The sequence below is a fragment of the Paenibacillus sp. JNUCC 35 genome (assembly GCF_058269095.1).
In genome coordinates this window covers 98724-123238 of the sequence record NZ_CM177771.1, presented here as the reverse complement: position 1 = coordinate 123238, position 24515 = coordinate 98724, and the positions used below count along the sequence as shown (strand labels likewise).

The following is a 24515-nucleotide window of genomic DNA, read 5'->3' as shown; positions in this document are numbered from 1 at the left end:
ATTGCACGAGAACGGCAAAAAAGCTGTCTTATTCGCAAATGGATTCTGACCCTTTATTTGTTCTTAACGATGATATTTGCCTCGTTTCCACCTTGTAAAGGAAGGACAATTCCTCCACGACATTCATAAAAAATTTATAATATTCCCCCTTTCATCTTTATAATTTTTTTGTAAGCTGGAACAGGTTCGTATTTATAGCAAAGGGAGGAAGATCGGCGTGAGGTTTTGGGAAATAGGCCTGATCGTGGTTAATTTTGGCCTGTTGTACTGGGCGGTAATCGCGAACAAGAAAGGCGGCCGGGGATTGTTCATCCCTTTAGGGATCGCCTTCAGTTTGGTAATTGTGCAGATTGTCGTGGAAGGTGGACGGTGGGAGATGGTTCCCGCCTACTTGACGCCACTCTTATTATCGGCTTATTTTTTCATTGGCAAGCGGAAGGAAGGCGGCAGAAGCCGGATTGCGGTTACGGTTCAAGCGGTGCTATTGACCGTATATTTGTTAGTCTCGGTTGTGCCGCCAGCGGTGTTGCCGGTATTCTCGTTTGATGAACCGACGGGACCCTATGCGGTCGGAACGACGGTTTATCATTGGGTTGATGATGAGCGGCGAGAAACATATTCGGATAACCCTGCCGATAGGCGCGAGCTGATGGCGCAAATTTGGTATCCAGCCGCCCAAGGAAGCGCCGAAAAGAAGAGCCCCTATCTCCTGAACGCGTCGCAAATGACAGAAGCCATATCATCCAAAATGATGGACCTTCCAGCTTTTACGCTATGCCATCTTGGGCTGATCAAAACGCATGCTTTGTTGGAAGCCAAGCTTTCGGATTCGGAAAGCCGTTATCCGATTTTGATTTTTTCACACGGGATGAACGGGTATCGCAATCAAAATATGTTCCAGATGGAGGAGCTTGCAAGCCACGGCTATATTGTTCTGGGCATCGATTATGCCTATGAAGCTGCTGCATCCGTATATCCTGACGGAAGGGTAGCCGTGAGCAAAGTGAGCCGCAATCTGACTTCCAATGCCCAGTACGATCAGCATATACCGCTTTGGACCGATGATGCTGCCTTTGTGCTTGATCAAGTGGAGAAGCTTAATCGGAACGATCCTGAAGGCCGTTTTACCGGTAAGATCGATATCGATCGAATCGGTATGCTCGGACATTCATTCGGTGGAGCCGTTACGGTGCAAATGTTAAAGAATGATTCGCGTGTGAAGGCTGTCCTTAGTATGGATGGAGGGTTTTATGGTCCGCCGGTTTCGGACAGAGGATTCGGAAAGCCGTTCTTCATGATGTATTCAGACGAGACGTACAGCAAGGTGATGACTTCTTACGAAGATGTCGCTAAACAGTTAGGCGGGATAAGCAGAGAAGAGTTCGAAGCCCCGAGAAAAGAATATATACAAAAATCGCGCAATGCTTTAGCAGGCGGAGGGTTATCGATCCTTATTCCGGATTCAAAGCATGCAAGCTACTCCGATCTTGCGTTATTCTCTCCGCTGCTAGGCCTCAGCGGCGCAGACCCGCGGCGGGATCACCGCATCGTGAACGAATTCAGTGTTGCCTTTTTCGATCGGTATTTAAAAGGAAAGGACGATTCTGCGCTGCAAGATTTGGCCGCCAAGTACCCGGAAGCGGATTTCAAGGTGAACAACAAATAATTCAATGTGCGGGGTTGAAGACCGTGTCCTCAAGGACGAGACTTACAGGTGCATCTCCTTTTGGTTCTTTCACGCCTTTCATGCCCAATCCCGTAGTCACCCGGCTTGTACTGACGACGAACTTTGGAAGCTCCCCCATCGGCGCCTACTAGGACATCCGCATCAACATGTTCTCCGTTATCGAACCATGCACTGAAGGCCGTCGAAGTAATCGGCGGCCTGAATGGATTTGATTCAACTTTCGTATCCGTTAGTTTAATTTCATCACTGGAACCCTATTGAATTCGACATAATTAATTCTAAAAATTCTTCAAGAGAGTTTGCCACTTTATCAACTTCTTCGAATTCGGGCTCATATCCGTGTACAATAGCCCCTTTATCATTGGTTAAATCAATCGCATAGAAGGAATATCCACCATCAACTGACATAACTATTGGCAAGTAATTATCCCACCACGCAGTTATTTCCGATTTCCAAGTAATATCATCCATTGCCGCTTCTAAACTGAGCAATTCATATTCATTCCATTTAAACGCACTATCCGAGCTATTATTGAATTCATCCTCACAAATAAACCAAGTCTTCTCATTTGGTGCCATACATTTTTCAACTACACTTAAAAAATCCAAATACTCATTTGGGATTTCTTTATATCTAGATAGAATGCTGCTATCTAAATTTAATTGAAACCCCGATTTTTGGGTTATATCCCAACCGTTTTCATTAGCCCAACTAATAAATTCGCCAATTTTTTTGTTCATATTCATCACCTTCTAAAATATTCCACACGTCCGACACATTCTCCTAGGTTTCCACAACATTATTTTCGCCGACACTTATGGTACGGTTCCTGAATTTCATAGGATTGCCTGGCGCAAGCAACATACTAGTTTGCTCTTTCGTCCAGCCGTTCATGTTCATTAGATTCCTTTCACTTAACAAGTATAAGAGATGGAAATGAAGTCCAATCTAAAGCTATCTGTTATGCAAGGAGCTCAGCACATGACGTATGGAGAAATTCTATTTCGTACGGCAACGTCCTTCGTTGCTCTACTCGTTTTGACGCGTCTGCTCGGTAAAAAACAAGTCGGACATCTAACGTTTTTCAATTATGTAACAGGGATCACCTTCGGCTCCACCACTGCCGAGATCATCGTCAACAGACAAATCACGCTGCTGCAAGGAATATCTAGCTTGGTCTTATGGTCGCTCTTGACGTTCATCATCGCATTGACCGGATTGCGCTCCGTCAAAGCTCGTGAGATTCTCGACGGCCAGCCTACGATTCTCATCAAAGATGGAATGATTTTGGAAAAGGCACTGGCTAAACAGCACCTCAACATCGACGATTTAATCATGCTGCTTCGGAACAAGGATGTCTTCTCACCCGAAGAAGTCGAATTTGCAATTCTGGAACCTGACGGTAAACTCAGTGTGTTGAGAAAAGAAGAACTACTGCCTGCAACAAAAAAAGATATAAAAGCAACCATTACGCCTATTCAAAGAATCCCGACCGAGCTTATCGTTGATGGCAAAATCGTAGAAAAAAACCTTATAAAAATGGATGTCTCCGCTGCCTGGCTCAACCAACAATTAAAGAAAGCCAACATTCATTCTTTGGATCAAGTATTTTACGCAGAGCTCCAATTGGACGGGACGCTATATATCGACAAATACCAGGATTCGATGCCATAAAAAGACCCGGCAGCGACTACTTGAGTTCAACCCAACCTTCAACAACCTTAGAATTGGGCCCATTCAACCAAAAAAGCGGAGGGGCTTTTACTTCTGCAAGCATAAGCCCCTTCTCTAGGTACCCCATCATGCTATCGCACAAAACTTGCAACTACTTATGATACGGTTCACCGCGCTGTCTATAACGGCAAGTTTTGGGGCCATCCTTTTGCGGGATGGCCCTTTCTTTGATTCGCTTTGATCACGCCTTTCAGGCTCTTACTTGGATTCGATACGACCTGACGGATTGGCGTTCTCCTCCAGAGCTTTCCGGGCTGCCAGCCAGCTGGAATCGTCGAGATTGAGCGCATCGCGAAGGTAAGACCACGTGAGCTGCCGGAGCAAAGCAACTCGTTCGGGGTTCTCGTCCGTCGTTTCCGCGACGTTGTACCCGGCAATTCCGCCAAGAGAGTGTTCTGCCCCAAAGAGGGTGAGCAGGCTCTTGCTGCCCGGACTCAGGAAATAGGGGTCGGTGAACCAGTCCGGCCCCCGAGTGGACAGCAGGGATTGATCATGATCCCCCGCCACCACCAGGGTCGGCGTCCTCATGTCGGAGAAGCTCGGGTTCATAAACGGGAAGTGCTCTGCCGCGAACGGAGTCAAGTCATCCCCGCCCAGTCCGGTCGTGGCAAGCAATACGCCCGCCTTGATACGCGAGTCGGACATGTTCTCTCCCGGTTCGCCGTGGGCATCGAGGACGCGCGCACCGAGCAGCATGCTGACCGTTTGACCTCCCCACGAGTGTCCGGCTGCGGCAACACGGCTTCGGTCGAGACGTCCGCTGAGTCCTGGAACGGATGATTCAATATGATCAAGTTGGTCAAGGATGCGCTTCAGGTCTTCGACGCGGAAACGCCAGATCAGGGGTGTACGGGGATCGTCAGGAGGAAGATTCAGCGTCCTCGAGTCGAGATGGGTGGGTTGAATGACCACGAAGCCACGAGCAGCCCAGTAGTCGACTAACGGACCGTAGCCATCCGACGACCAACCAAAGCCATGCGAGAAAATAATAATAGGCAATTGGCTCCCCATCGCTGGCGCTGATACCCTCACTTGCAAATCCTCACCGCGGCCCGGGGCTGACAGCACTACCGGCTTTACCGAGATGACTGGAGTAGAAGTACTTACGTTCATTTCCATAATTGATGTTCCTTTCTTTGTCTTCTCAATATCAGCATAGGTTGACATGTCAACCTTTAGCAACTGTAGCATATTGAAGTTGACGCGTCAACCATGCTATTATGTTCCCATGGATAAGAGCGAACTAAACAAAGAAGAATTGAAATTATGGTATATGTGGAAAGGCTCCTTTCACAGCATCTTCGGTCGCGTAATAAAAGAGATGTCCGAGCACACCGGACTATCAGAGGGCGATTATGGGATATTGGACCGGTTAGTCCTTCTAGGGGACGGCAGCCTTCGCCAACAGGAGCTGGCCGAATCAATGGACTGGGATAAGAGTCGATTGTCACATCATCTGACGCGGATGGAAAAACGCAAACTTGTGATGAGGAAACCATTAGACACAGATCGCGGTGTTCAAGTCATCATCACTACCGTTGGAAAATCGGCATTGGATGAGGCCCGTCCCATCGTCTCCCAGGCAATACGCAAACATTTTCTTGATCAATTAACCGATCAAGACATTGAGTCGATTACTAAGCTGGCGGAAAGAACAAAAAACAGGGTCTAAAGCGTCTTGTATTGCCCGCCGGCAGCCGATACTTTTCCTCGAAAAGAATTGCCCAAGTTAGGAGTTAAAACACAGATTTACGTGTTCATCTTAAATGTGCCCAATCATTCCCTTTGCCTCTTACATAAATTGGAGCATTAAAAAGAGGAGTTGATACTGTGGTACGTATCCTTGATAAAGCGGCCGTCCAGCCGCTTAGTCGCTTCAACCCGGCCAAATCGTTTACTATTCGACGTTCCCCGCAAAAATCCGGCATAGCAACAATCCCAATCCGGATTCCGGCGAATTCTCAACCGAACCGGGTAGATTTGGTGGCATCCGTTGGTGTCAAAGGTGTCACAGGCATTGCGCAAATTCTATTTAGAGTCTTTCGCGGTAATACAGAAATTTTCAACACACAGCAAGGTATCGAATCTACGGGTTCAGAGCAAAATTATATCGTTACCTTCCAAGCTGAAGATAGAAATGTAAAAGCAGGTACTCATGCTTACACAGTCACGGCAGAAAACCGCACTGCAAATACAAGAGTAGATGTTGTAGGGCCAATCTCATTTAGCGGGCTAGCTGTTAAAACCAGAAACTAAACTGCGCCTCCTATCATCGACGCACGCGCAAATGGAAGGGCCATGTCCAAAACTGGAGCTAAATGCTGCTGCGGCTCCCTGTCCTTCACGAAGGTGACAGCACCAAGCCTTTGAGTCGCTTTACCGTCGCCTTTGCGATCCGCTACCATTAATTGGCGTGTACGTTCAAGGCATTTTTGACGTTGGTTTCCATTATGGCAGGGTTTCCGCGCTGTCTGTAAAGGCACGTTATACGGCCATCCTTGGCGGGATGGCCTTTTGTAATTTGGACTCGACTTGTCTCCTTCAGAATAATAAAGAAGCCGCGATTTACGCGGCACTTAATGAGAGAAAGTTTAAAACGTGTTATATATATTTTCACATTCTTCCCCGGTCGGTTCATAAAAACAGTGCTTCTTCCATCGTCCCGCGAGCGGCTGATTATACCAAGTCGGCGGACAGGGTCCGGGATTTTCGAACGTTCCCGGACGGAAATACCACAGGGAGAATTTACCTGGCCAATTCCGCTCCCCATTCACAGCCCGCCGCGCCAGACGGCGTTCCCTATCTCTTGCATTTTGATAATACAGACCATGCTGCAAGGCTTCGAACGCATGCGGCTGGTTGATCATTTGGGGAATTGTCCGGATTCCTTTAAAATCGGAGCAATTCGCTCTTACTCGGTTAATGCCAACATTTCCAACAAGGAGCATGCCCATTTCGCCTTCGGTCTCAGCTTCGGCTCGAAGCAACCTTGCCAACATATTAATATCCTGGTCCCTGGCTTTTACGACTGCCATTGGATCACCTCTTTAGATTTCTAGACTCATCATATTGTAGGTGAAGCAGATGTGTTACTCGGGCAGGCAATTTAATAAAATGAACAAGCGCTATTTCACCTAATAGCCGCCTTTTTCGCCTGGGTTAAGAAGCAACCTTTGGCAGGAAGATCCGCCCAAACTGAACGATTACAGGTGTGATATAATAGGCTCTAACGGATGAATTTAGAGAATAGGTGTGTGGACCGATGGAAATAAAGCCGGAACATCTACCCAAAGCCAAAAAACCGCTATACCTTACCGTATACAATGAACTTTTCAAAAAAATCATGAGTGGTGTGTTCCCCTCCAATAGTCAATTGCCTACTGAACCTGAACTTGCCAAAATGTTCGACGTAAGCAGAATGACGTTAAGACAAGCATTAGCTCTCTTGCAGGATGACGGGCTGGTAAAGAGTATTCATGGTAAAGGAAACTTTGTTACCCAATCTCGAATGGTGCAGAGAAATGATGGACTGGATAAAATCGGAAATCCTATTTATAAGTGCCATACAGAGGACATTGACCATGTCGACATCGAGTTCAGACTGGACTTGGAGAGTGAATACACCAAAGAGGTCCTGAAAAGGAAAGCCACGGCTGTGGTAGCCGTTGAGCGTTGGTATATGAGTAAAGGACAGGCGGTGGCTTTCGGATTTACCTTTATGGCAATTGAGGCCGTAACAGAATTGAACCTGGACCTCCAAAATGAAGAGCAACTGTTGGACATGCTTGAGAATAAGGTATATAAGTTGGCTAACTCTGCAACGGTGGAGGTCAAACATTCCACGGTGATGAATACCTCATCTCAAAAATTTGAACTTGATGCCAGCGAGGGGTGTGACTTGCTGCTGGAAAGTCTATATGTAAATGAACAGTACCCTATTGTATACAATAAGTATTATATTCCTAAAGAATTTAGCCAGATTGTGATCAACGCTTCGAAGAAATAGGACCTAATAAAATTGCAGGGCAGTGGTTTCTCCATAAAGGAGGGACCGCTGCCCTTTTTGCATAGGATCGACCTAAAGGATAGAACATTAGAAATTTATCCAGAAAAAATTAGTTGATAAAGGAATGCGATGTATGGTACTTTATCGGTGTACCAATTAGACAACTTATTATACAACTATACCAATTCATAAAGAAAAGGAGTTTTAAAATGAGCACATCCACTAAAGAAACCCCGCATATTCAACCTGGAGGAGCAGAGATCGCCGAGACGATTCTATTGCCGGGCGATCCCTTAAGAGCGAAGTTTATTGCGGAGAACTTTTTGGATAACGTCGTCCAGTTCAATGAAGTCCGCGGTATGCTGGGCTACACGGGAACTTTCAAGGGTAGAAAAATATCCGTGATGGGAACGGGAATGGGAACTCCAAGCATGAGTCTGTATTCATGGGAGTTGATTCATGTATTCGGTGTTAAGAATCTCATTCGAATTGGTTCCGCAGGGGCGATTCAAGATCATTTGAACCTGTATGACATTGTTTTCGCAATGGGTTCTGCAACCGATTCCAATTATGGACACCAGTACAATCTCCCAGGTCACTATTCGATTACGGCATCCTTCGAGCTGTTGGAAAAAGCCAAGAAAATAGCGGATGCGCAGGGGCAGAAGGTTCATGTAGGCAATGTGCTCTCCAGTGATATCTTCTATAATGCGGATCCAACGGCGCTGAAGAGATGGAGTGAAATGGGCATCCTATGCGCCGAGATGGAATCTGCAGGCCTGTATATGAACGCAGCCCATGCGGGCGTTAACGCACTGTGTATCTTGACGATCAGCGATCATATTTTCAGACATGAATCCACGTCCACTGAAGAGAGACAGACTGCTTTCACTAAAATGATGGAAATTGCACTGGAACTTGCTTAATCATTCGATTCCAAGAAAGGAATGTGGCTAATGGCTGCTCTAACTGAACAAACACCGCAAACTACCCCAGCCTTTCAGCCGAAAAGGGCAGTGCCTGTGATTCTGCTCTTTTTCGTTTTTGCCTTGATCGTCGATAACTCATTCAAGTTGGTTTCGGTAGCTATAGCCGATGATCTGGGAATCTCGGCAGCTGCGGTTAGCTGGCAAGCCTCATTAGCGGGACTTGTGATTGGAATTGGCGCTGTCATATATGCTTCTTTGGCCGACACTATCAGTATTAGAAAGCTGCTGAGTGCAGGGATTATCTTAATCTGCATCGGTTCTATTCTTGGTTTTATTTTTCAACACTCTTATCTGCTCGTTATTATTGCTCGTATGATCCAGACAGCAGGCCTGGCCGCGGCTGAAACTTTATATGTTATCTATGTAACGAAACACCTGCCCAAAGAGGAGCAGAAAAAGTTCCTGGGACTCAGCACAAGCAGCTATTCGCTTTCTCTTGTTATCGGTTCCATTACCGGGGGTTACGTGTCCACCTATTTAAATTGGTCCACGTTATTCTTAATCCCGCTGCTGTCCTTAATCCTGCTTCCCTTCATTCTTAAATATTTGCCTAAGGAACAATCCCGGAAGAGTCATGTTGATGTAATCGGTCTGCTTCTAATATCCGCCATTGCTACTTCAGTCATGATGTATTTAACGGATTTCAACTGGATCTTTATTGTGATCTTCGTAGCCGCAGCAGGACTATTTTTTGGCTATATCAGCAAGAGTAAGAAGTCGTTCATCGGGATTTCCTTTTTCCAAAATAAACGGTTTGCAGCCGTTCTTGCCATCGCCTTTGTGATTTATTCCGTTCAACTGGGTTACATCTTTATTTTCCCCTTCCTGCTTCAGAAGATGTATAACCTTCAGCTCGACACGATCTCACTGCTGCTGATACCAGGTTATGTAACGGCGATACTGGTTGGATCGCTGTCTGGAAAAATAGCAAAAGTATTGACCAACAAGCAAGCGGTTTCCATTGCTATGGTCATTATCGTATGCAGCCTGGCTTTGCCCGGCCTTATTGGAGGCTCGGTTATTGTATATGTTCTCTCCATGCTGCTGTTCTCGGGGTCATTCGCATTCATGTACGCACCTATGCTTGATTCATGTATACGTTCCATTCCTGTAGAAAGGTCAGGAACAGCCATTGGATTCTACAACTTGGTGTTGAATGTGGCCGTTTCTATAGGCATCACCTATACCGCATCTCTAATGGATGTAGTATCTTTTGGAACGGTGTTATGGATCCTTGCTGCAATTACCTTGTTCGCTCTATTGATGTACGGGCTGCTTGTAGGCCGACTCACTGAGTCCAAATAAGTAAAAATGCCCGTGGCTTATAACGCCCAAAACGCCTTCTCTTTGGAGGTGTTTTGGGCGTTTTAAATACTGTTTCTCACGTTTCAATTCATGGCCACTTTGTGATCATTTCAATCAGTAATTGCGCGCTGCATCGAACCAGTGTTGAGCCATTTCTTCCGCTATAGGCTGGCCAATCAGGTGATCAGACTGGCTGAGTTGCCAAACCGCTTCACCAAGGTCTTCTCGTTCGGTGGTTTCGATGCCTTTGAGCGTATTAAAACGCAAAGTGAAAGCGGTAATAACCGCCTCGGCATCGGCAAAGCTGCGGGCCTGTGCTAAATTTGCCTGTGCAACGTTGTAAGCTTCGTTAGCCAGCTTAGCCAGACGTTTAGGCCAGGACGAGAACGGGCGTCCGAACTCGGTCGACCACCACTCAGGCTTTCGCAATTGGCTCACTGAAGCATGGCCGGTCCAAGGCCGGGTTTTAGCGCGTGTTTTCATTTGCTGCTTCAGACGCTTACCCGTGAACTCTTCCACATTGTATGCGATAAAACTGTCAAGCAACGGCCACACGTTCAAGGACGGGAGGTCCTCCAGATCAGGCATGAAGCGCAGCTCTAGATTCGTTAACCGGGTATGCCGGGCCAACAAGTCCACGTCACAGAAGTTCCCCCACAAACTCAGTGAGTTTAGGTTCGGGAACCGGTTCAGACACTCTAGCGAGATGGGCTGTCCCAGCGGCGCGTTCTGTAGCGCCAGGCTCGTCACCTGGTGCAATTCACCTAGGTCGGGCATCAAGAAGGGGGCATCATTCTTGCGTCTGCTGGTGCGCGGCGCTAGTGTCAGAGAAGCTGGCATATCGCCAGTGGCCGAGAAACGTGATAGATCGCCGGACACGTTCAAACGGAAAAGCCTCCTCGGAAGCTTCAGACTTAGTCGCCCACCAGACGGACCCAACTCGATAGTCAAGCCATGCAAAATGGACTGGCCGACATCCACCACCGTGTCTTCAGACAGGACCGGAGCCCATGTCATCTCTTCAATGGGACGTTTCAGCGCCCAGTCAAAGAAGCCTGCGTCGCTTCCTGTATAATGCAGAAATCGCGGCCAGGGTGAGCCCGCCGGCGTGGAAAAGGCATCGAATACAGTCCAATCGATGTGTGCATCCGGCGCGACGTGAAGGTCTGTCTTTTTCCCCAAATGCGACGGTCCAATCGATAGACTGCCCACACCGGTTTGTCTAACAAGAGTGTGACTGCTCGGACCTGTCAGGTCGATGGGATAACGTCCAGCTTCTCTAATAGAACCAACGGGAGGACGAGCTTGGTCATCATTTGGCATTGTCTATCATCCTTTCTTCTAAACCATATCAAGCCATTTAAAATACTACATGCCACGCATGGCCCCTTTGAAAATAGTACTCACATAAACGGTTTAGGTTTCGGATGCCCCAATTGTATCATTTCTATCCAAATTGCCCCTATCATTCCTTATGATACGGTTCGGCGTAACATCTACAGGGCGAAATGAAGGACGCCCTGATTGAGCGTCCTTCATTGTCGGGACAGGGGTTTGAAGAGATATCTCTAGCGGACAAGGCCAACCAAACCGGTCGTCTAATTATTTCTTCATCGCTTCGATCGCATATTTCAACTCGACGTCTTGCCCGTCCATCACGCTTTCTTTGAACGTTTCTTCATTTAGGGGGATTTTGATGTCGGGAACCGCGCCCCCCACTCCGGTTTGGTCGGCGTCTCCCTGGACCTTCTTGTCCTGATCGAGCGACCTCCCATCGGGGAACTGGATGACGTAGTCTTCCGGCATCTTGATCTCGATCGGGCTGCTGATGAGTCCGAACGAACCGGCCGTTGAGGTGAACCCTACGATTTTGACATTGGGCACGCCTTTTAGAACAAGAGGCATCCCTTCTCCCGAGCTTCCGGTTCTGCCGTTGATCAAGATGGCCACTGTCCCGTCGAAATAAGGCTTTGCAGGCTTGACCTTGACGACTTCATTCCGGTTCAGTTCAAACTTTCCCGTGTATCTGTTGTAATAACTGACATATTCGTAGTGTTTCATCTCCTTGACGAAGAAACCGGCCAGATTGGCGGCAAGCTGATCGTCCCCGCCGGGATTGTTCCGCAGGTCGATGATCAAGCCTTTTGCGTGCCTATCCTGGAACATTTTCAATAGGTCCGCCAGGCTTTTTTCATGTGAGGCGACGTTTGAATTGGGGAGAAAATGCTTGATTTTCACATATCCATAGCCATTTCCAAGAATTTCCCCTTCAATAGGGGAAGCATCCAGATCGGCTTGGGTGAGTTTGATTTTCGTCTTCTTCAACGTCTCGAATTGATCGTCATAAGCCGTCAGCTTCGTACGGGTAGGCTCGGGCTCCCCCCAATTGCGAAATTCGACCTGTACTTCCTTGCCGATGGGCGCACGCACCATAAATCGTCCCTGATTGAACCTCTTCACCTCATCCGTAGCCATGTTGTTCTCGCTCCAAGTCGTCTGGTCGAACGCTTCCTTCCCCGTTTTTCCGTCCCACGCGATGATTTCCGCACCTAGCTTCATTCCGCTCTTGGCCGCGGGGCTGTTCTCCAAAACCAGACTTACGAGAACTTTGCCGTTATCCAACTGAACGGTGCTTAGTCCAAAACCGCCGCCAACTTCCTTTTTAAATACCGTATTCCCATCGTACACATTATCGTTAACGATTTTGATATGTCCGTCCCGCAGAGAAAACAGATATTCTCTTAGCGTTTTATAGTACAAATCGAAGTCTTTGTCTTTCTCGGCCTGTTTGAAGATTGGCTCGTACTTGCTTCGGCGCTCATTCCAGTCGATTTTCTTCCATTCCCCGAACGGATATTCCCGCGACAATCTTTCATTCATGGCGACGAACGCACTGGAGTAGCTCATGCCGCTAAAATCGCTAACCGGGTTGTACCGCAATACTCCCGCGTTTGCTACCGCAAACACAATGAGAGCAACTCCGCATACGCAGATTACGCTCCTAACGATCCTGAATGCTTTCTTCTTCGGAGCCATCCAGACTTTAGGCTTTAACAGTCTCCTAATTGTACATAAAAACACGAGCAGCATCAGCGACTCGATGATCAGAGCCAGAAGGGTCATGTCCCCTGACAGGACACTTGCAATGGCTGCGAGCACACCCGCACTGGGTAAAAAATCAACCCATCTGTAATACTTCTTGATAGGTACCGCGTAAACCGTCAATACGAATAAACTGATGATGCACATAACCAACTCATAAACCGTCAGCCATTTTACCGAATCGATCGTACCGATAACGCTCATTTTCCGTCTCCTCCGTTCATTTTCTCCTAGCAGCCACCGTTGCGATACATTGGAAAGAGTATGGGAGAAATATGAACGGAGCGTGAACCGATTTACGATTTATCAGGCGGAATGGCAGGCAGATGAACGACGACTTTCGTGCCTTGTCCGACTTTGCTTTCCATATAAATATCGCCTTGGTGAAGAGCGACAATTTTTTTGACGATAGCGAGTCCAAGTCCGTTGCCGCCGCTGCAGTTCCGGGACCGGTCCGTCTTGTAAAAACGCTCGAAAACGCGGCCCAGTTGTTCAGGTGCAATACCGATCCCGGAATCGGATAAAGTCACGGAATATCCGTCCATGCGAGTCCTTATTTGAAAATGGATGAGTCCGCCTTCCGGCGTAAACTTGATGCTGTTGCCGAGCAGGTTCGTCCATACTTGATTGAGCTGATCCTTATCGGCCGTTATTACAGCAGCCTGAGGCAGATCCAGGTCAATATCCATGTTTTTCTCTGACCATAGGGGTTCGCAGTTCACGACAACCCGTCTGATTTGTTCGTCCAGATTAAACGTGGCGTACTCCAGTGGATGGTGATTGGAATCGAGGGACGCGAGCTTGAGTAAATTGTCGCTGAGCCTGGATAATCGGCCGCTTTCCGCCAAGATGATATCCAGATACTGAATGCGCTCGTCTTCGGCAATTGCATTCATGTCCTTCAGCGCTTTCGCAAAACCGGATATAGACGTTAACGGAGACTGAATCTCGTGCGACACATTCGAGACAAAGTCCTGGCGCATCTGCTCCAATTGCTTAAGATCAACCGCCATTTCGTTAAAGCTTCGAGCCAAATTTCCCAGCTCGTCCTTGCGCTTCACTCCCAATCCCACGTCGAAATCGCCCTTCGCAAGTCGTTTAGTCGCGGCAGTAAGCGTCTTGATCGGTTTTACAACATAGATCGCGGCTATGAGAATGCAGATGCTTCCCGTAACCAGAACGAATAAAAGGATGGTTATCATCAAGTGAGTGAGGGTCGATTCGTTTTTGGATGAGGGCCGCAAAAATAAAGCTTGACGCTCACCGCCGATTTGGAACGGAAGCCCGATGAACGTCTCCTTATCCTTGGAGGAAGATCGGTATATCTCGCCTTCCCTTACTTTCCGAATGGATTCCTGCGAAATCGCAAGATCGTCCGCGTCGGAGCTGTACTTGAAGGATTTCATGGCTCCAGAGCCGGCGTATAGTTGAACGGAGTAGGAGGTCAGCTTCACCATGCTTTCCATGAATCGATCCAAATTTGCCGGCCCCGTCTGTTCGTAGACGCGAATGATCTCCTCGCCCGCGGCTGCCAAATCGTTCTGCCCGATTCGGTCTATTTTTTCCTCGAATAGGGCGAGCCCAGCCAGAACGGAGACAAGCAGGCCTATTCCCATGGCAGCCAAAAAAGTTAGCACGACGCGGACGTATAAAGACCTTGTCATTTCTTCACCTCTAACCGGTATCCGAGACTGCGGACCGTCTCGATGCGGAAATGCTCGGCATCCTCGGCGAAACGCTCCCTAATTCTCTTAACATGGACATCGACGGTTCGGTCGTCGCCTTCGTAATCCATCCCCCAAATTTGCACGATTAGCTGTTCTCTGGTCAATATTTGTCCAGGGTGACAGGCCAGTTTGAACAGAAGCTCAAACTCTTTTAACGGCAAAATGAGCTCTTCGCCTTCACGGATCACTTTGTGAGCCCGCCGGTCCAACACGATTCCGCCTAATTGAACGATCTGAGAGGAAACGATTCGATAACGCTTTAGCAGCGCTTTTACTCTCATCACAAGCTCCAAGGGATCGAAAGGTTTAGTCACATAGTCGTCCGTGCCGAGCTGGAAGCCTTTCACCTTTTGCCCCGATTCTCCTTTGGCCGTTACCATAAGCAGCGGAATCTCCGGATAGAGGCGACGAATCTCCCTGCACAATTCCCATCCGTCCATATGCGGCATCATAATATCGAGAATCACGGTATCGACGGTCGAATTCTCCATGATGGAGAGCGCCTCGATCCCATTTGCCGCCTCGACAGTGTCAAACCCTTCGTTCCGCAAATACAAGGTGATGAGCTTGCGAATATGCGCGTCGTCGTCTGCGACAAGAATTTGGGTCATGTCCTGATGGTCCCCTTTCAATCATTCACCTCACTCCAGGAGAGATGATGGGCTTTTGAAGGAATTATAGCATGTAGAAAATGTAAATCGGGGGAATCGAGTTTAAGCGGTTCGATGGGTACCAGAAAAACTTGCTGTTACTTGTGGCATGGCTCAGCTTAACGGAGCTATCGGGGAAAATATAAAAGGAGCATATCGCGACGCGACAGCTCCTAGCAATCCAAGTAATTCACGTAACACGATTCTTTTCTCCGTTCTCATCCGAAGTCCGCATGCATGGCTTCCGCGATGGTCAAAAAATCTTCACGGTCGATCTCGAATTTGATTACCCTTGCTCTGCGCAAAATCGCACACAAAATGACAAAATATAACATTATTCCGCGGTATCGTGCATCCAAGTCTATCACCCCGACCTATACAAAATCTCTACAACTCCTGTAACGGCAAGCAGGCTACTACAAGAAATCAACAGCCCCTGACGTATAAAAGAATCAATCACCGGTTCGTATTGGAAATTCGGGTTTGTTCAGAATATGTAAAGTTTTGTCGTATATAATAAATTAATCAAACTTATGATTTATATGAAGGGGAATACGATGAATCGGAACGTTCTCAACGAAATGCATAAACTTAGCCATGATGATGAGCAGAGATACCGTCTGCTAATGAGATATTTGCGGAGCATCGGGGAGAAAAAAAAACAACGAGGTTTTCTTAGGAGACTCAAAAAACAATGGGAAGCTTACGCATCGACAAAAAAGTCTGCTCCTAAAGAGGTCGACGGATAAGTCCCGGTCTCCTGAAGAGCAACCTTCTATACGCAGCTTCATTCTCAATCTATATTCTACTACACAGCCTCTGACCGTAGAATTGGATCAATCGTCGGTTCGTATCGGGAATGTCGATACATCCGACTTCCACTGTTCTTACCAACGGATGATTTCCCCAGCTGATTCAGAAGCTCCATCTCTCATTCCATTCTCGTTTTCAGTGGCAAATATTGTTCTTCTATGCCGACTTGATTATCAACCGAATAATAAACGTGGAACTTCATATAACACCGTACTCACCCTTCGGGTCATTTGGCTCTCAGTCCGGCGAGAAATTAGTTCGCCAATAAACCATTCTTAAAAAGATTTAAGCAGCCTGCCTCCTAGCCTCGTTCCTCACAACAAAATTTTTCGCCGTTACTTGTGGTATGGCTCAGCTTAACAATAGCGGCAGTACACTAAAATACGCAGATTGTTGCAAGCCATTTAACCAAAAAACAACCACCGCCAGCTTTGAAAGCCGGTAGTGGTTGCTGAACTTGTTTACTTGTCGATCAGATTGGTTGTCTTGAGTAATCTTGCGATCAATGCTGCCACTTCGGCACGTGTCATATTCGACTGCGGGCTCAGAAGCTGCGGGCCGTTGCCTTGTACGATGCCTGCTTCGATCATCCTCGCGACATCCTCTCTCGCCCATGCGGATACGTTTGTGGCATCTCCGTATTGTGCCAGTAGGGACTGAATCTGCTCCTGGCTGAGCGTAGTTTGCTGTGGCACGATCAATTTGTAGGCCCGGGCAATCATGGCGATTCCCTGTTCTCTTGTTATCTGTTGGTTGCCATAGAACTTGCCGTCGTCATATCCGCGCACGATATCGAATTCACTGGCAATCGCTACCGAATTCCGGTACCAAGCGGATCCTGGCACATCTGGGAATTTGTTTTGTGGTGCATTTTGACGCATCAAGCCTAGACCCGTGACAACAATCTCCGAAAACTCGGAGCGCGTTACGTTACGATCTGGCGAGAACGTATTGTTCCCGGTTCCCGCAAGATCAAGCCTTGCGGCGATATTGTTCACATCCGCTTTGCCCCAGTGTTTCTTCACGTCATCGAAATCCTGCGGATTCCAGATGACCGAGTAAGTACCGTGGCTGTGCAGATCGTTAATCAATGCATAATAACGGCTATTGACCTTTGTTACAATTGTCGGCACATGGAACACGCTGCCATCCGGATTAACGATGACGCCTGTCGTAATGCGGTTCGGATCAATGTCTTCCGGAAGAGCGATGTATTTCGCCGCGTATCCGTTCAATTGCTCCGATCTTGCTGTCTTGCCGTCATGCGAGAAGGTCAGGTCAAGATCAACGGGACTGACCAACAGTTCGTAGCCTTCCGCTGCCGCTTTGTTTTTGGCATTGTTAATCAAGGAATCCGAAGAACGCGCGATATCGATATGAACCGCAATATCGCCAAGCGCGGCATTGCCCAATTGGCTGGACACCCCGCCCAAATTCATCTTTCCGCCCGGAACCGGATAAATGGCTAGCGGATTGCTGATTTCTAGGCTCGCACCCTTGTCTGCCAATTGCTTAACGGAAGCCGCTGTCAATCCATCAACCTTCACATCGCCATTGTTCGGGGAGTGAATCGCAAGCTTCTGCCCGTTGCCTTCCGACAAGGTATCATTCAGTTTGTCCAAATCCACTTGAACGGAAGTTTGCTTGCGGTCGCCGCTGGTCGTTGTTTTGCCGGTTGCGAACGTGCCATCCTTGCCGTTTATAGAGGTTTCAATGCCCAATTCTTCCGGTTTTGGCGTTACAGGAGTAGTAGGCGTGGTGGTGCCTCCACTAGTGCCACCGCCGTTATTTCCACCGGAATTTCCGCTACCACTAGATTCCCGAGTTACGGTCAGCGTATACAACGTTATGTTGCCCTTGGAATCCGTCACCTTTACAACGATTGTATTTTGACCCTCTTTCAAGAGCAAATTACCACTTACCTGACCGTTAGGAACTTCTTGGTACACCGCGTTATTGACGGAGACCTCGATCTTCGCGTTCGGATCAAGCGCCGTTGGAAGAAGTGTTGCAGTATAAACATTATTACTTACGGAAGCTGTATACTGGTTCAAACTTCCACCAGAGACTGGAGTCAGTCCGATTGGCGTTCCGTCCCAACTCTTGAGTTGAAGCCCGGTCAGGGAAGAATGGTTTGCAGTATCAACAGTAATCGTCTTCGTTTCTTTTGCAGTTTTCCCATCTTTTGTAGCATTCACTTCAACGGTGTAGCTGCCATCAGCCAGGTCGGCAGTTGGCTTGAAACTCCAAGTACCGTCTGGATTGACGGTAGCTGCCTGGGAATCTACTACGTTACCGTCTTTGTCTTTAATTGTCACAGTTACGGCTGCACCCGCATCGGTTGTTCCTTTAAATTCAGGCTGAGACACGGAAACGGTATTGCTGCTTGGTTCAGTGACGGTCAACGCTGGAAGTGAAGTGTCGACGGTAACAGACTTTGTTTCTTTTGCAGTTTTCCCATCTTTTGTAGCGGTCACCTCAACGGTATAGTTACCATCCGCCAGGTCGGCAGTTGGCTTGAAACCCCAAGTACCGTCTGGATTGACAGTAGCTGCCTGGGAAGCTACTACGTTACCGTCTTTGTCTTTAATTGTCACAGTTACGGCTGCACCCGCATCGGTTGTTCCTTTAAATTCAGGTTGAGACACGGGAACGGTATTGCTGCTTGGTTCAGTGACGGTCAATACTGGCGCTGTTAACGCCACATTTATCCCGACTGACTTTGTTGCTGTCCTGTTATTGTTAGCAGCGGTTGCCTCAATCGTGTAGCTGCCGTCTGTCAAGTTCACATTTGGAATAAACGTCCAGCTTCCGTTGTTATCAACAGTTGCTGTACCGCCTGCGCCTGTTACCGGATTGCCACTTGAATCTTTGATCACTATATTCACCGCAGAGCCCGGTTCGACGGTGCCTTCAATCGTTGGCTTGCCTACGGTTACCGGATTAATGCTGGGTTGAGTAATATTTAAAGCAGCGGCAAATGAATCGATCGTATTCATATTAAATGAATGGGCAGGTACACTATTTGTGCCTTTCAAGGTACCCAATCCATCATAAGATACATTGACTGTTTTACCAGTAACATCCGTTCCGTTGGGCAAAATGAGAATCAACTTTGTAGGGTCCGTGGAATCAACTTTATAGTCCCCAGCATTAATCGTTACTGGATTACCGTCAACTTTAACTTCAAATCCATTCAGATTCGGCAAATCACCTAGATTTTGGTCGAAACTAAGCGTAATTTTATTCCCGCTCCCTACGACTTGCTCAAGCGCGGCATTGTCTAATACTGGTGCTGGAGCAGCGAAGGTAAAGTATGGGTCGTGAGCTAGTGCCACTTTTGTTGTAGTTGTATAATAGGCGACACCATTCGATAAAATTTCAGTGAGTGGATATTCCTTAGCGCCTGTGAAATCTGTCGCGCTATTGCTTACTACTAATGTTGCGCCAGATGGAATGGCACTTTTCGCAATAGTTAGCTGCACTTCACCAACGTTGTTGGTATTTTGCACTTTCCAAATACGGTCTGCATAGTTTTTCCGGGTTGTGCCCAGTGGCGTATTAAATAGTAAGGTCTTGCCATTGTCACCCCAGAGTAAGTATTGTCCATCTGCAAGTGTACCCGTATTTGCCGCATTTGTGTCAGATAGTGTATCTATCCCGATAATGACTTGATCTCCCGTATTGACGCTGCGACTTTGTTTCTGAAGCAAGGCTTCGGCACTATCATTTGCAATACCTGCAATATTGTTTTTGTATACGCCGTCAGCAGTCCATACTACATCGCCACTTGATGCAATATAGTTTGATTTCCCGGTATTTAATGTAATCCCATACTTCACTGCTAGATAGGTTTCAATTTTGGCACGTTCAGTTTTTGTACTACTGTTATAAACAATGACTTCGGCGATGTCGCCGTTGAAATTTTTAAAATTACTCCCATTATTATTAGATACGGTACCACCAATAACAGGCGTTATATTCAATGGACCAAACGCCACTTTTCTAGCCAGGGTTTGATCTTGTCCATTGAATCGACCTTCATGTTCAGAACCACCAATATCGAAATTTGCCATCCCGGGTTGAGTGACGGGAATCGGATAATTAAACGTAGAATATGTACTGTTAATTCCGTTACCCGTGCCATAGAAGGTGCTGCCTTCTTTGCTGAAGATGCCCGGTCCATAATTATTACTGCTGGAAGTGGAACCAACAATAACCCCGTCTGGATTCTTAAAGACCGCATAGGCATCCGCATAGGTGATTTGTTTATCTCCTACAAATTTTGTCTTTTGCCCAGCTTCAAGTGCTCCGCTATTCCCACTTATTGTAACGACAGGGTTGAAATTTACGCCATTCGCTGTAAGCTTCGGTGGTGTTCCTTGCAAATTAAATATGACTGAGCCCGTTTTATCCACCCAATCAGTGATTGTATTCGTTCCATCAGCCGTTGCGCCATCGTTCGCTTTCAACCATAGAACTGGCTTACTGGCTCCGCCCCCTGGAACTGCATCAACTGCGGCTTCTACCTTTGAAGTAAAACCCACCATCGAGAAACTACTTGCCGCAAGTGTCAGTGACAATATCGCCGCAAAAGGACGATTTATCCACTTTTGTTGCTTAAAGATCCTTATCACTCGTATTCCCCCTATTTTTTTGGAGCTGTTGCTTTTAGTCCAAAAAGCATCACCCACGACGAATTCTATCCACACCAATTTACAGAATACGCCACTATTCTACAATTTATCTTTAAAGAGTCTATCACCCCGACCTAGACAAAATCTGTACAACTCCTGTAACGACAAAAAAGGCTGCCGCCAGAGAGAACTGAACGACATTTTCAGCGTTCTCTCTCAAGTGCAACCTTCCGAGCTTAGTTACATTACCGATTTCAAATAAGAAATCTTTTGCAAGATCCCGCTACTTTATCGGGATGGTAAAAGATACCGTCGTTCCTTCTCCGGGCTTGCTGACAATCGACAGGCCCTGACCGTACAATTGGATCAATCGCCGGTTCGTATTGGAAATGCCAATACCACCATTTTCCTTCATAGCCGGACCTAACAGTTTCGCCGCCTTTTCCGCAGTCATGCCGATTCCATTATCCTTCACTTCAACGAAAACACTACAATTCTGACGAGCCACCCTGACAAAGACAGTGCCACCTTTCGTCCTGCTCAGGAGGCCGTGCTTCACGGCATTCTCGACCAACGGCTGAATCGACAGCGGCGGCAACCATAAGCGCATGTCGATAGCAAAACTGAACATCTGGGGCTTAATGGTAATCGAGCTTTGCTTGTATTGTAAAATACTGATAAAATATTTTATACGCCTCATACACCTGATTTGATCATGTTTGTCGAATCACCCCGAAAATAAAGGAGAAAATGAATATGGGAATCATGGCATGTTTCTTATCATTAAACGATGCTTTAGCGGATGAAGTTGCCCAGTTAAACAATGCCCATATCGTCGAGAAGATCGAGGAACTTATGGGAAAACAACGCTGTCCCGTATATGAGATGGATAAATTATGGGACGGATTGCATTGTCTGCTAACCGGAAACTCTGCCTCACAGCCGATCGAGGACCACCCATTAAGCGAGGCCATTGTCGGAGTCCACGTGCTGGATACGGAAGAATTCGTAAGCGCCATTGGTTCTGATGAGCTTCCCCGCATTCTTGAAGCTCTTCATTCTGTGGATAGGACCGTCTTGCAGCAACATTTCAACCCGGCCGATTTTAGATCAAAACAGATTTACCCGGATATTTGGGCGGACGATGAAGCTGAGGAACGTTTCACAGAGCTCATAACGGAACTCAACCAATTAACCCACTTTTATGAACAAAGCCTTGCCCAAGGTCATGACATATTGATCAGCATTTATTAAAACTCCCGCATGCACCCATTGAGACTAAAGACCAATCTGAACTTATACATGTCCCTACCTCCAGCGCTCCTAGTACAGGTCGAGGACTACTTCAACCAACTAAGGGCTGAACAGGAAGACGAAGCGGAAAGCCAAACCTGGTGAACATGAAAAATCAGAAAGTTTATTGAACTAAACTGTACGTTGAGAAAAGGCAGCCTATCACAAGGAGTGGGCTGCCTTCAAATTTTCTTTATTGATTTATCGTCTCGTTCGGCTTAACGGATCTAGCGGCGATAATCACGAAAGGAGCCTGCCGTGGCAGCTCCTTCGGTTGTTTGTATAGAACTCTTTAACCGACTCATAAAAAATGCAATTCATTTGGCACTCGGTGAGGTCTCTCTGTAAACCGTAAGCAGACTCATCATATTACGCTCAATCAAACAGGTTTAATTATATGCTGGACCTGTAGAGACATCCCGCCGTTCCTCCGTTTTCAACTCCACAGGTATATTGACTCTTTTCGCAATCGCAAACAAATGCTGCAGAAACGAATCCCAATCGTCTTTCACCACGCGGCAGGGCAACAATGCGATTGGTTTTTTGGGATCATCATGCTGCAAAAAGGAAATACACAGATTCAACCGCCCTCTCCCGCTAACGGTCGGATCAATCACGATACGGCTGATGGCCGATAGATCGAGTTGCTTCTTTCCCAATCGAATGGAGGGAGGCTGCTGCTCCAGCACAACAGGCTGCCGCTTCGTGCCAAAGGTCACTTTGTCCGACGTACGAAACGCTTGCTCCGCTGCCTGCCATTGACGCACTTTTTCCGTATTGCGCTCCCGATTGCAGTGCAGCAGCCAATTACCCGCGCCATTGTTTCGCTCGTAGGATGACAGATCAATATGGTGCACCCCATCTGCAGTGAAAACCTCATATTCAGCCAACCACGTGATGATATTCCCGTCACGGTTTCGGCGATAATGCTGGTTGACCCCCAGAATACATCTGCTCGTCAGTTCTACTTCCTCACCACCGAGACGAAAGCGCAGCACGCCGTTCTCAAAACACATTTGTTCTGGTTGAAAGCGTTTCTTCCCGCGCCGAAAACCGAGGATCACGCCCAAAACAAAAACGCCAAAGCAAAACGGAACAAGGAAAAGCTGTGCCTCCAACAGGTAGTTTCCATTCCACGATCCGATCGAGGCCAACAGTCCGATCACGAGCAGTACGACATAGAGCATACCCGCAAACAGCATACTCGATTTGCTGACCTCGAGTAAACGTTTGGAAGGTGACTCGTGTTGAAACACTTGGTCGGCCATCCAAGCTTCCTGCTGCCCTTTTCTCCTTTTTTTCTTCATCCGATCCTCCTGTCCGTCAAACCTGCTTCGGAATCCACTGCCGCAGCTGCTGCTCGACGCGGTCAAGCGCCTGTTTTTCTTCCGATGATATGCTGTTGCATGATAGACGGCAGTAAGCCAATCGGCCCTTGTTGTTCCTCCGCTCCACATACTGGATTACTTCATCGCATGCCTCCTCAAGTGAGAGCATTGTTGTTCCGTCAATAAACCGGGCCAAGACAAGTACGTCATCTCCGTTAAGCGAAATAGTAAGAAAAGGAACATAAACCTCTTCGAAACCTGGCGACAGATCTTCTTCAGATACGGTATAGATGCTCAATGAGAGATCGGGTACCGGTTCAAGTTCCTGTTCCTTTTTGTTTCGTCTTCTCCAAAACATACACATCACTCCTCGCCACCGTTGTACATAAAGAATGAAACGAAGCGTTTTTCAACCTTTTGTGTTACTACGCTACTATAGTGCCTACCGTTTTGAATATCTACCATAAACTCAGATTCATATAAAAAGAAAAGCCCCAGCATAAATTTTTCGCCGTCACTTATGGTATGGTTCACCGTATCATCTATAGGGCGAATTCGATTATGAACGGTAACGAAAAGCATGCTCCCCTAGAGGCCGCAAGGCTTACATCCTGCTTAATCTCGACTATCTTATTGAATCGGAACATAGTAGACGGTCGGAGTTCCCGAAAGCGGATGCTTCTATTCCGCCGCTTCCGCCAACCATACTTGCATAGCCGGAGATTCCGCCCGATTCAAACGTAGGGCGATTTCGGTATTGATCTCATCCGGCGGCATGACTTCGACAAGGACGCATACTGACTCTCGCAGTTGATTCAAGGCAAACAAGCCTTCATCATCGAGCATTTTCATCGCCAGCTCCATGGCCTTCAGCCTCAAATCAAACTCACGATTCCCTTCGTCATTCTCAAGATCCGCAATGAAAGGACGCTCGATAAATCGTTGTTTAACGTGATCGAAGTTCTCATCCCCGAAACAACAATAGGGCGAATCGGCATAGGACCATTTGATGAGTTCCGCAATCGTCGATCCCGGTGTGTCACTTTCGTCTCCTTGCCTGGCCGATTCCATCTCCAAAGCTTCCCACGACCAGGCGGAGATGCTTGGCGCATGTCCCTCGCCAGTAGTATATAGCGTACAGTAATAGTAACGTTCGCCATTTTCAAAAAGAGCGCGAAAAGACGTTCTGGCCGCATCGGCGATCTCTATCGCCAGCGTCTCTATTTCTTGCATCGGCTTCATG

The 24515-nt window shown here is 47.4% G+C and carries 20 protein-coding genes; 8 read left to right on the top strand and 12 right to left on the bottom strand.

Annotation, left to right across the window (positions count from 1 at the left end; genetic code table 11):
* Positions 1-217: 217 nt before the first annotated feature.
* Positions 218-1666, top strand: a complete 1449-nt coding sequence (locus tag AC2TF6_RS00595; RefSeq protein ID WP_491309522.1) for an alpha/beta hydrolase family protein — start codon at positions 218-220, stop codon at positions 1664-1666.
* A gap of 264 nt (positions 1667-1930) precedes the next feature.
* Here the strand turns inward: AC2TF6_RS00595 and AC2TF6_RS00590 are convergent, their stop codons facing one another.
* The gene (locus AC2TF6_RS00590; RefSeq protein WP_491309521.1) at positions 1931-2428 is read right to left on the bottom strand and encodes an SMI1/KNR4 family protein; all 498 of its coding nucleotides are present in this window, start codon (positions 2426-2428) and stop codon (positions 1931-1933) included.
* Between the two features lie 241 nt (positions 2429-2669).
* On the opposite strand from AC2TF6_RS00590, the gene AC2TF6_RS00585 reads away from it, so the two are divergent.
* Positions 2670-3362 (top strand): YetF domain-containing protein, encoded by a 693-nt coding sequence (locus AC2TF6_RS00585; protein ID WP_491309520.1) that lies wholly within the window; start codon positions 2670-2672, stop codon positions 3360-3362.
* 258 nt (positions 3363-3620) lie between these two features.
* On the opposite strand, the gene AC2TF6_RS00580 is transcribed toward AC2TF6_RS00585, so the two are convergent.
* A complete protein-coding gene (locus tag AC2TF6_RS00580) occupies positions 3621-4541 on the bottom strand; it encodes an alpha/beta hydrolase family protein (RefSeq protein WP_491309519.1) in 921 nt (306 codons plus the stop codon).
* 109 nt (positions 4542-4650) lie between these two features.
* Here AC2TF6_RS00580 and AC2TF6_RS00575 point away from each other — a divergent pair, with 109 nt between their 5' ends.
* Both AC2TF6_RS00575 and AC2TF6_RS00570 read left to right on the top strand, forming a co-directional pair.
* Positions 4651-5094 carry a MarR family winged helix-turn-helix transcriptional regulator gene (locus tag AC2TF6_RS00575; RefSeq protein WP_491309518.1) on the top strand — a complete coding sequence of 148 codons (444 nt, stop codon included), beginning with the start codon at positions 4651-4653 and terminating at the stop codon, positions 5092-5094.
* 158 nt (positions 5095-5252) lie between these two features.
* Entirely contained in the window at positions 5253-5678 is a 426-nt protein-coding gene (locus AC2TF6_RS00570; protein WP_491309517.1) for an exosporium protein C, read from the top strand.
* Between the two features lie 335 nt (positions 5679-6013).
* On the opposite strand, the gene AC2TF6_RS00565 is transcribed toward AC2TF6_RS00570, so the two are convergent.
* On the bottom strand, positions 6014-6457 hold the full coding sequence (locus tag AC2TF6_RS00565) for a cell wall hydrolase (RefSeq protein ID WP_491309516.1): 444 nt from the start codon (positions 6455-6457) through the stop codon (positions 6014-6016).
* A 227-nt stretch (positions 6458-6684) separates the two neighbouring features.
* Between AC2TF6_RS00565 and AC2TF6_RS00560 the strand changes: the two genes are divergently transcribed.
* The 3 genes from AC2TF6_RS00560 to AC2TF6_RS00550 all read left to right on the top strand — a co-directional run bounded on the left by AC2TF6_RS00560 (position 6685) and on the right by AC2TF6_RS00550 (position 9722).
* A complete protein-coding gene (locus AC2TF6_RS00560) occupies positions 6685-7428 on the top strand; it encodes a GntR family transcriptional regulator (protein WP_491309515.1) in 744 nt (247 codons plus the stop codon).
* A gap of 209 nt (positions 7429-7637) precedes the next feature.
* Positions 7638-8354, top strand: coding sequence for a purine-nucleoside phosphorylase (gene deoD / locus AC2TF6_RS00555; RefSeq protein WP_491309514.1), 717 nt, complete (start codon positions 7638-7640; stop codon positions 8352-8354).
* Between the two features lie 30 nt (positions 8355-8384).
* On the top strand, positions 8385-9722 hold the full coding sequence (locus tag AC2TF6_RS00550; RefSeq protein ID WP_491309513.1) for an MFS transporter: 1338 nt from the start codon (positions 8385-8387) through the stop codon (positions 9720-9722).
* A gap of 114 nt (positions 9723-9836) precedes the next feature.
* Here AC2TF6_RS00550 and AC2TF6_RS00545 read toward each other — a convergent pair whose 3' ends face one another.
* From AC2TF6_RS00545 to AC2TF6_RS00520, 6 genes are all read right to left on the bottom strand, one after another.
* On the bottom strand, positions 9837-11045 hold the full coding sequence (locus AC2TF6_RS00545) for a hypothetical protein (RefSeq protein WP_491309512.1): 1209 nt from the start codon (positions 11043-11045) through the stop codon (positions 9837-9839).
* A gap of 279 nt (positions 11046-11324) precedes the next feature.
* Complete coding sequence (locus AC2TF6_RS00540; RefSeq protein WP_491309511.1) at positions 11325-13028, bottom strand: S41 family peptidase; 1704 nt, start codon at positions 13026-13028, stop codon at positions 11325-11327.
* A 92-nt stretch (positions 13029-13120) separates the two neighbouring features.
* Entirely contained in the window at positions 13121-14488 is a 1368-nt protein-coding gene (locus tag AC2TF6_RS00535; protein ID WP_491309510.1) for a HAMP domain-containing sensor histidine kinase, read from the bottom strand.
* On the bottom strand, positions 14485-15162 hold the full coding sequence (locus AC2TF6_RS00530) for a response regulator transcription factor (RefSeq protein ID WP_491309509.1): 678 nt from the start codon (positions 15160-15162) through the stop codon (positions 14485-14487). Before AC2TF6_RS00530 ends, AC2TF6_RS00535 begins: the two co-directional genes overlap by 4 nt.
* A 1313-nt stretch (positions 15163-16475) precedes the next feature.
* Positions 16476-20651, bottom strand: coding sequence for a DUF8202 domain-containing protein (locus tag AC2TF6_RS00525; RefSeq protein WP_491309508.1), 4176 nt, complete (start codon positions 20649-20651; stop codon positions 16476-16478).
* A 283-nt stretch (positions 20652-20934) separates the two neighbouring features.
* Positions 20935-21351, bottom strand: a complete 417-nt coding sequence (locus AC2TF6_RS00520; RefSeq protein ID WP_491309507.1) for a sensor histidine kinase — start codon at positions 21349-21351, stop codon at positions 20935-20937.
* 56 nt (positions 21352-21407) lie between these two features.
* On the opposite strand from AC2TF6_RS00520, the gene AC2TF6_RS00515 reads away from it, so the two are divergent.
* A complete protein-coding gene (locus AC2TF6_RS00515; protein ID WP_491309506.1) occupies positions 21408-21905 on the top strand; it encodes a YfbM family protein in 498 nt (165 codons plus the stop codon).
* A gap of 428 nt (positions 21906-22333) precedes the next feature.
* On the opposite strand, the gene AC2TF6_RS00510 is transcribed toward AC2TF6_RS00515, so the two are convergent.
* From AC2TF6_RS00510 to AC2TF6_RS00500, 3 genes are all read right to left on the bottom strand, one after another.
* Positions 22334-23251: a hypothetical protein gene (locus AC2TF6_RS00510; RefSeq protein ID WP_491309505.1), complete on the bottom strand. Its 918-nt coding sequence runs from the start codon at positions 23249-23251 to the stop codon at positions 22334-22336.
* A 16-nt stretch (positions 23252-23267) separates the two neighbouring features.
* On the bottom strand, positions 23268-23630 hold the full coding sequence (locus AC2TF6_RS00505; protein WP_491309504.1) for a hypothetical protein: 363 nt from the start codon (positions 23628-23630) through the stop codon (positions 23268-23270).
* A gap of 323 nt (positions 23631-23953) precedes the next feature.
* The gene (locus AC2TF6_RS00500; protein ID WP_491309503.1) at positions 23954-24514 is read right to left on the bottom strand and encodes a DUF4303 domain-containing protein; all 561 of its coding nucleotides are present in this window, start codon (positions 24512-24514) and stop codon (positions 23954-23956) included.
* Between the last annotated feature and the right edge of the window lies 1 nt (position 24515).